Source organism: Microcystis sp. LE19-41.2A (assembly GCF_027530405.1).
GTDB classification, from domain to species: Bacteria; Cyanobacteriota; Cyanobacteriia; order Cyanobacteriales; family Microcystaceae; genus Microcystis; species Microcystis aeruginosa.
Window position 1 is genome coordinate 1 of the sequence record NZ_JAPZQJ010000644.1, and the last position, 7,989, is coordinate 7,989.

General features: G+C 46.3%; 3 protein-coding genes. 1 reads left to right on the plus strand and 2 read right to left on the minus strand.

The genetic code is table 11. The features are described from left to right. Nucleotides 1-224 precede the first annotated feature (224 nt). A complete protein-coding gene (locus O9290_RS26430; RefSeq protein ID WP_002778866.1) occupies nt 225-629 on the minus strand; it encodes a type II toxin-antitoxin system VapC family toxin in 405 nt (134 codons plus the stop codon). After that, nucleotides 626-871 (minus strand): hypothetical protein, encoded by a 246-nt coding sequence (locus O9290_RS26435; protein WP_002747004.1) that lies wholly within the window; start codon nt 869-871, stop codon nt 626-628. The genes O9290_RS26430 and O9290_RS26435 overlap by 4 nt, the downstream gene beginning before the upstream one ends. A gap of 254 nt (nt 872-1,125) precedes the next feature. On the opposite strand from O9290_RS26435, the gene O9290_RS26440 reads away from it, so the two are divergent. Continuing rightward, the coding region (locus tag O9290_RS26440) for an ELWxxDGT repeat protein (RefSeq protein WP_288087704.1) at nt 1,126-7,989 on the plus strand (6,864 nt) is incomplete at its 3' end.

Genomic DNA, 7,989 nt, shown 5'->3' on the forward strand with positions numbered 1-7,989 from the left:
AGTTTTAACTGTGCGGTTTGGACAGATTTCTTCAGAAATTGAAGAGATAATCGGCAAAATGACTAACCCTACTATCTTAGAAGAGCTACTAAAATTAGCAGCTACCGCTAATTCTCTCGCAGAATTTAAGCAGTCTTTGGCTAAAATCAATATCTAGAAAACGGGTTTCTTTGAGAACCTATTTAGAAACCGGGTTTCTTCGAGAAACCCGGTTTCTGGACTTATTAACGAATAAAATTAATCTGACAAATATTAAGAGGAATAATCGGTTCAAATTCTTTTCGGTCAGAAGTAAGTAAAATTCCTTTTTCTTGATTGGCTAAAGTCAAAGCAAAACAATCAGCTAAAGAAATGCGCTTAATTAGTGCCTTATATTGGCTTACTTGTCGCCAAAACTTGCTACTTAAATCAAAGCGAGTTTTTATGTTAATATCACTTAATTCTTGAATTAGTTTTTCTGTTTCTGATTCTCCTATATCGCGATAAAAATTATAGTAAACTTCGCAAAGATTAACAACATGAATCATTTTGTTATTATTTTGATTAGTGATGGTTTCTCTGACAAGATCCGCTCCTGTTTCATTACGAACAAAAGCAATTACAGCACAAGCATCTAAAATGATATTCATCTATTACGCTCCTCCCAATCAATTTCTGCTTGTTTTTGTTGGGCAAAATCTTCACTACTGGTGGGTGCATGAGCATATTTACCTTGTAATGATTTAATTAACTGTTGTCTTTCTTCTTCTGATTTAGGTTTAATTTGAGGCAAAAAATTTTGCTCGATTAACTCTCTAATTTGCAATAATTGTTCGCCAGAAAGATTAGCTAATGATTCAATTATTTGTTGACGTATTGCTGTAGCATTCATGATTATTACTGACAATTAAGTATAAAAAGTTACTATGGTTACAATCTATCACAAAAAATGCTAATTGGCCAGCAAACCTCTAAAATTAAGCAAATAACTGCCTCGCTTTGACGTTAGCGATCGCATCTTCGCAATAACTGAGAAAACGGGTTTCTTTGAGAAACCCGTTTTCTGTAAATTTTTGTTATAGAAACCTTGAAAAATTCGGGATTCTTTGCATAAAATAGTCGCATTAATCTTTTGCAGTTAACGTCATGACTTCTACCCTCTTGCCGAGCTTTCCTGCTGTTGACGATGCTTTGTTCAATTTTGCTCAATCTGATGGCTTGAGTCAAGCTAATCAGGTGAATAGTGCGAGAAATCAGCGTTTAACCGCTACCGTAGTTTTCCTCGATGCTGGTGTTAGCGATTATCAAAGTCTCCAAGCTGGGGTAATTCCAGAAGTCGCCACGGTTATTCTCTCTCCCAATCAAGACGGAATCGAACAAATATCCGCTTTTTTACAACAAAATCCCCAGATTACCACCATTCACCTGGTTTCCCATGGTGCGCCGGGATGCTTATATTTGGGGAATTGTCAACTTAATTTAACAAATATTTACGATTACCGCCAAAAGTTACAGAGTTGGGCAAAGATTAATCATATTCTACTGTACGGTTGTCAGGTCGCGGCGGGAGATGCCGGGACAGAGTTTATTAATAAATTGTCCCAAATTACTGGGGCAAAAATAGCGGCTTCCAGCAGACGGGTAGGAAATGCAGCCTTGGGAGGAAGTTGGGAGTTAGAGGTGAGTTTACCGGCGACAAAGGGAGAGAATAAAACCTTTGTTGAAACCTCAGATTTGTCGGATTTGCAGACATCTGGGGTTTTTCAGCCGAATATACTCAACACCTATCCCGGAGTATTTGCCCTCACATTAGTAGGAGTATGGGATAGATTAAGCGTTGCCTATGGGGTGACAGTAGTTGGTAACTATGCTTATGCAGTGGGGGACACTCTGGAGATTATTGATATTAGTAATCCCAGTAACCCGATTTTTAAGGGAAGTTGTGATATTCCTGCTGGTCAAGATGTACAAATAGTCGGTAACTATGCTTATGTCGCTGATTGGGATTCAGGACTACAAATCATCGACATCAGCAACCCGACAAACCCCACTCTCAAGGGTAATTATGATCCTTCTGGCAGTGCTCAGGATGTACAAATAGTCGGTAACTATGCTTATGTAGCTGATGGTGATGGACTGGAAATCATCGACATCAGCAACCCGACAAACCCCACTCTCAAGGGTAATTATAATACTTCTGGCTTGGCTTATGGTGTACAAATAGTCGGGAACTATGCTTATGTAGCTGATTGGGGGTCAGGACTGCAAATCATCGACATCAGCAACCCGACAAACCCCACTCTCAAGGGTAATTATAATACTTCTGGCTATGCTTATGATGTACAAATAGTCGGTAACTATGCTTATGTAGCTGATGAAGGTTCAGGACTGCAAATCATCGACATCAGCAACCCGACAACTCCCATCTTCAAGGGTAATTATGATACTTCTGGCTTGGCTTATGGTGTACAAATAGTCGGTAACTATGCTTATGTAGCTGATTGGGATTCAGGACTGCAAATCATCGACATCAGCAACCCGACAAATCCCACTCTCAAGGGTAATTATGATACTTCTGGCTATGCTCGGGATGTACAAATAGTCGGTAACTATGCTTATCTAGCTGATTGGGATTCAGGACTGCAAATTATCGACATCGGCAATCCGACAACTCCTACTCTCAAGGGCAATTATGATCCTTCTGACTTTGCTCGGGGTGTACAAATAGTCGGTAACTATGCCTATCTAGCTGAGGAGGGTTCAGGACTGCAAATCATCGACATCAGCAACCCGACAAATCCCACTTTCAAGGGTAATTATGATACTCCTGGCTCTGCCAATGATGCACAAATAGTCGGAAACTATGCTTATGTAGCTGATGGAAGTTCAGGACTGCAAATCATCGATATCAGCAACCCGACAAACCCCACTCTCAAGGGTAATTATAATACTTCTGGCTATGCTGTAGGTGTACAAGTAGTCGGTAACTATGCCTATCTAGCTGAGGAGGGTTCAGGACTGCAAATCATCGACATCAGCAACCCGACAAATCCCACTTTCAAGGGTAATTATAATACTTCTGGCTATGCTCGGGATGTAGAAGTAGTCGGTAACTATGCTTATGTAGCTGATGATACTTCAGGACTGCAAATCATCGACATCAGCAACCCCACTAACCCTACTCTCAAGGGCAATTATAATACTTCTGGCCAGGCTTTAGATGTACAAATAGTCGGTAACTATGCTTATGTCGCTGATAATACTTCAGGACTGCAAATCATCGACATCAGCAACCCGACAAATCCCACTTTCAAGGGTAATTATGATACTCCTGGCTCTGCCAATGATGCACAAATAGTCGGAAACTATGCTTATGTAGCTGATGGGTATGGACTGCAAATCATCGATATCAGCAACCCGACAAACCCCACTCTCAAGGGTAATTATAATACTTCTGGCTATAGCTATGCTATAGATGTACAAATAGTCGGTAACTATGCATATCTAGCTGATTGGTATGGTGGCTTAAAGATTATTGATGTGAGTGAGTTTACCAGTCCACAAACTGTTACTCTTTCTATTTCTCCCAGCAGTGTTAGTGAAGATGGGACAGCTAATATGGCCTATACCTTCACCCGTAGCGGAGTAACCACTAATGCTTTAACGGTTAACTATACAGTCGGGGGGACAGCTACTTTTAGCACAGACTACACCCAAACCGGTGCAGCAACTTTCACCAGTACCACCGGGACAGTGACTTTCGCTGCTAATTCAACCACTGCTAAAGTCACAATAGACCCCACTGCTGACACTATTGTTGAAAACAACGAAACCGTCGCTTTAACTCTTGCTGCGGGGACAGGTTATACAGTAGGGACCACTACCGCAGTGACTGGGACAATTATCTCTGAAGAAACCCCGCCGAGTTTCACCATCACCAATCCGAATACCATTACAATCCCTGATAGTGGAGCAAGTACCCCTTATCCCTCCACCATTAATGTCTCTGGGTTGAGCGGTACGATTAACAGCCTTAAAGTAACCCTAACCAATATCAACCATACCTATCCTGATGACATTGATATTTTACTGGTAGGTCCTACCGGGGCCAAATCTTTATTGATGTCGGATGTAGGTGGTGGGAGTGACTTAAATAATCTCACCTTAACCTTCGACCCCACTGCTGCTAATTTTCTCCCCGACAATAATCAAATTACCAGTGGTAGCTACAAACCTACTGACTTTGAAACCGGTGACTCTTTTAATTCTCCCGCACCGGGTGGTACTTATGGTGTCGATTTTTCTGGATTTAACAACACCAATCCTAATGGTGTCTGGAGTCTTTATGTCATGGATGATGCAGGTGGCGATTCTGGTAGCATCACTGGCGGTTGGTCTTTGACGATTGGTATTGATTCTGCCTTACCAAGTATTACTCTTTCTATTTCTCCCAGTAGTGTTAGTGAAGACGGGACAGCTAATATGGCCTATACCTTCACTCGTAGCGGAGTAACCACTAATGCTTTAACGGTTAACTATACAGTCGGGGGGACAGCGACATTTAGTACAGACTACACCCAAAGCGGTGCAGCAACTTTCACCAGTACCACTGGGACAGTGACTTTCGCTGCTAATGCTACCACTGCTAAAGTCACAATAGACCCCACTGCTGACACAATAGTAGAAAGTAACGAAACTGTTGCTTTAACTCTTGCTGCGGGGACAGGTTATACAGTAGGGACCACTACCGCAGTGACTGGGACGATTAATAATGACGATGTTGCTTTTACCATTGCCGCCGCCAGCAGCAGTCGAACCGAGGGCAACAGTGGCAGCAAAGCCTTTACCTTCACCGTCACTCGTTCTGGCAATACCACGGGAACCAATAACATCACTTGGGCAGTTACTGGCACGGGAACCAATCCCGCCAACGCTGCCGATTTTGTTGGGGGATTGTTACCATCAGGAACCGTGAGTTTTGCCCCGGGAGAAACCAGTAAAGTGATTACTGTTAATGTCCAGGGAGATACAACGGTAGAACCGAACGAAAACTTTACTGTCACCCTCTCCAATCCCACCAACGGAGCTACTCTCGGCACTCCATCTACGGCAACCGTGACTATTGTTGACGACGACGGCTCCGTTCCTTTTTTAGTAGATATCCGTCCCGGTGCCTTTAGCTCCTACCCCAAAAACCTGACAGCAGTGGGCAGTACCCTGTACTTCATCGCCGATGACGACGTTAACGGTTATGAATTATGGAAGAGCGACGGCACGGTAGCTGGTACAGTTGCGGTGGCCGACATCCGCTCCCCCTACTCTCTGACGGCAATGGGCAACACCCTGTTCTTTACCGCTCGTGACGGCCTTAATGGTCAAGAATTATGGAAGAGCAACGGCACAGCGGCCGGTACGGTTTTGGTCAAAGATATTTTTCCCGGTTCCTCTAGCTCCAACCCCAGCCGTCTGACGGCAGTGGGCAGCACCCTGTTCTTCAATGCCAATGACGGGGTTAACGGCTTTGAATTATGGAAGAGCGACGGCACGGCGGCCGGTACGGTTCTGGTCAAAGATATCTGGCCAGGCGGTGGTGTCCCCTGGGGTTCCTCCAACCCCGACAATCTGACGGCGGTGGGCAATACCCTGTTCTTCACTCCCACGGAGAACAATTTTGACGATGAATTATGGAAGAGCGACGGCACGGCGGCCGGTACGGTTCTGGTCAAAGATATCCGCCCTGGTGGCTTACGCTCCGAACCCCGCAATCTAACGGCAGTGGGCAGTACCCTGTACTTCACTGCCGATGACGGCGTTAACGGTACTGAATTATGGAAGAGCGACGGCACGGCGGCCGGCACAGTTCTAGTCAAAGATATCCTCCCCGGTGCCTTTAGCTCCTACCCCGGCAATCTAACAGCAGTGGGCAGTACCCTATTCTTCACTGCCGGTGACGGCGTTAACGGTACTGAATTATGGAAGAGCGACGGCACGGCGGCTGGTACAGTTTTGGTCAGAGATATCCGCCCCGGTTCCTATGGCTCCTATTCCTATAGCTCCTCCCCCCGATATCTAACAGCAGTAGGCAGTACCCTGTACTTCACTGCTAATGACGGCCTTAACGGCTTTGAATTATGGAAAAGCGACGGCACGGCGGCCGGTACGGTTCTGGTGGCCGACATCATCCCCGGTGCCTCTAGCTCCAACCCCGGCAATCTAACGGCAGTGGGCAGTACCCTGTACTTCACTGCCAATGACAACGTTAACGGTAATGAATTATGGAAGAGCGACGGCACGGCGGCCGGTACGGTTCTGGCGGCCGACATCATCCCCGGTGCCTCTGGCTACGGCCCCAGCAGTCTGAAGGTAGTGGGCAATACTTTGTTCTTCACTGCCAATAACGGCGTTAACGGTCAGGAATTGTGGGCCTTAAATGTGGGTGGTCCCACAGTTCCCACCCTCGCTATTGCCGCCACCAATGCCAATCAAACCGAGGGCAATAGTGGCAGTAAAGCCTTTACCTTCACCGTCACTCGTGCGGTTAATACCACGGGAAGCAATAACGTCAGTTGGGCAGTTACCGGCAGCGGCAGCAATCCTGCCAATGCCACGGATTTTGTTGGGGGATTGTTACCCAGTGGGGTAGTGAGTTTTGCCCCGGGAGAAAGCAGTAAGGTGATTACTGTTAACGTTCAGGGGGATACAACGGTAGAACCGGACGAAAACTTTACCGTCACCCTCTCCAATGCCACCAACGGCGCTACTATTACCACCGCTACTGCTATTGGCACTATCCAAAATGATGATGCAGCAGTTCCCACCCTCGCTATTGCCGCCACCAGTGCCAGTCAAACGGAGGGCAACAGTGGCAGTAAAGCCTTTACCTTCACCGTCACTCGTGCGGTTAATACCACGGGAACCAATAACGTCAGTTGGGCAGTTACCGGCACTGGAACCAATCCTGCCAATGCCACGGATTTTGTCGGGTCCGTGTTACCATCAGGAACCGTGAGTTTTGCAGCGGGAGAAACCAGTAAGGTAATTACTGTTAACGTTCAGGGAGATACAACAGTAGAACCGAACGAAAACTTTACCGTTACCCTCTCCAATGCCACCAACGGAGCTACTATCACCACTGCTACTGCCACGGGAACCATTGAAAATGATGATGCAGCAGTTCCCACCCTCGCTATTGCCGCCACCAGTGCCAGTCAAACCGAGGGCAACAGTGGCAGTAAAGCCTTTACCTTCACCGTCACTCGTGCGGTTAATACCACGGGAAGCAATAACGTCAGTTGGGCAGTTACCGGCACGGGAACCAATCCTGCCAATGCCACGGATTTTGTTGGGGGAGTATTACCCAGTGGAGTAGTAAGTTTTGCCGCCGGGGAAACCAGTAAAGTGATTACTGTTAACGTTCAGGGGGATACAACAGTAGAACCGAACGAAAACTTTACCGTTACCCTCTCCAATGCCACCAACGGAGCTACTATCACCACTGCTACTGCCACGGGAACCATTGAAAATGATGATGCAGCAGTTCCCACCCTCACCATTGCCGCCACCAGTGCCAACCAAACCGAGGGCAACAGTGGCAGTAAAGCCTTTACCTTCACCGTCACTCGTTCAGTTAATACCACAGGAACCAATAACGTTAACTGGGCAGTTACCGGCAGCGGAACCAATCCTGCTAATGCCACGGATTTTGTTGGGGGAGTATTACCCAGTGGAGTAGTAAGTTTTGCCGCCGGGGAAACCAGTAAAGTGATTACTGTTAACGTTCAGGGGGATACAACGGTAGAACCGAACGAAAACTTTACCGTTACCCTCTCCAATGCCACCAACGGAGCTACTATCACCACTGCTACTGCCACGGGAACCATTCAAAATGATGACTTTATCGGTACTTCTGGTCCAGACACCCTTGTGGGAACCTCTGGAGCAGATGCCATGACTGGATTAGCCGGAAACGATACTTATACGGTAAATGATGCCGGCGATTTGGTGATTGAA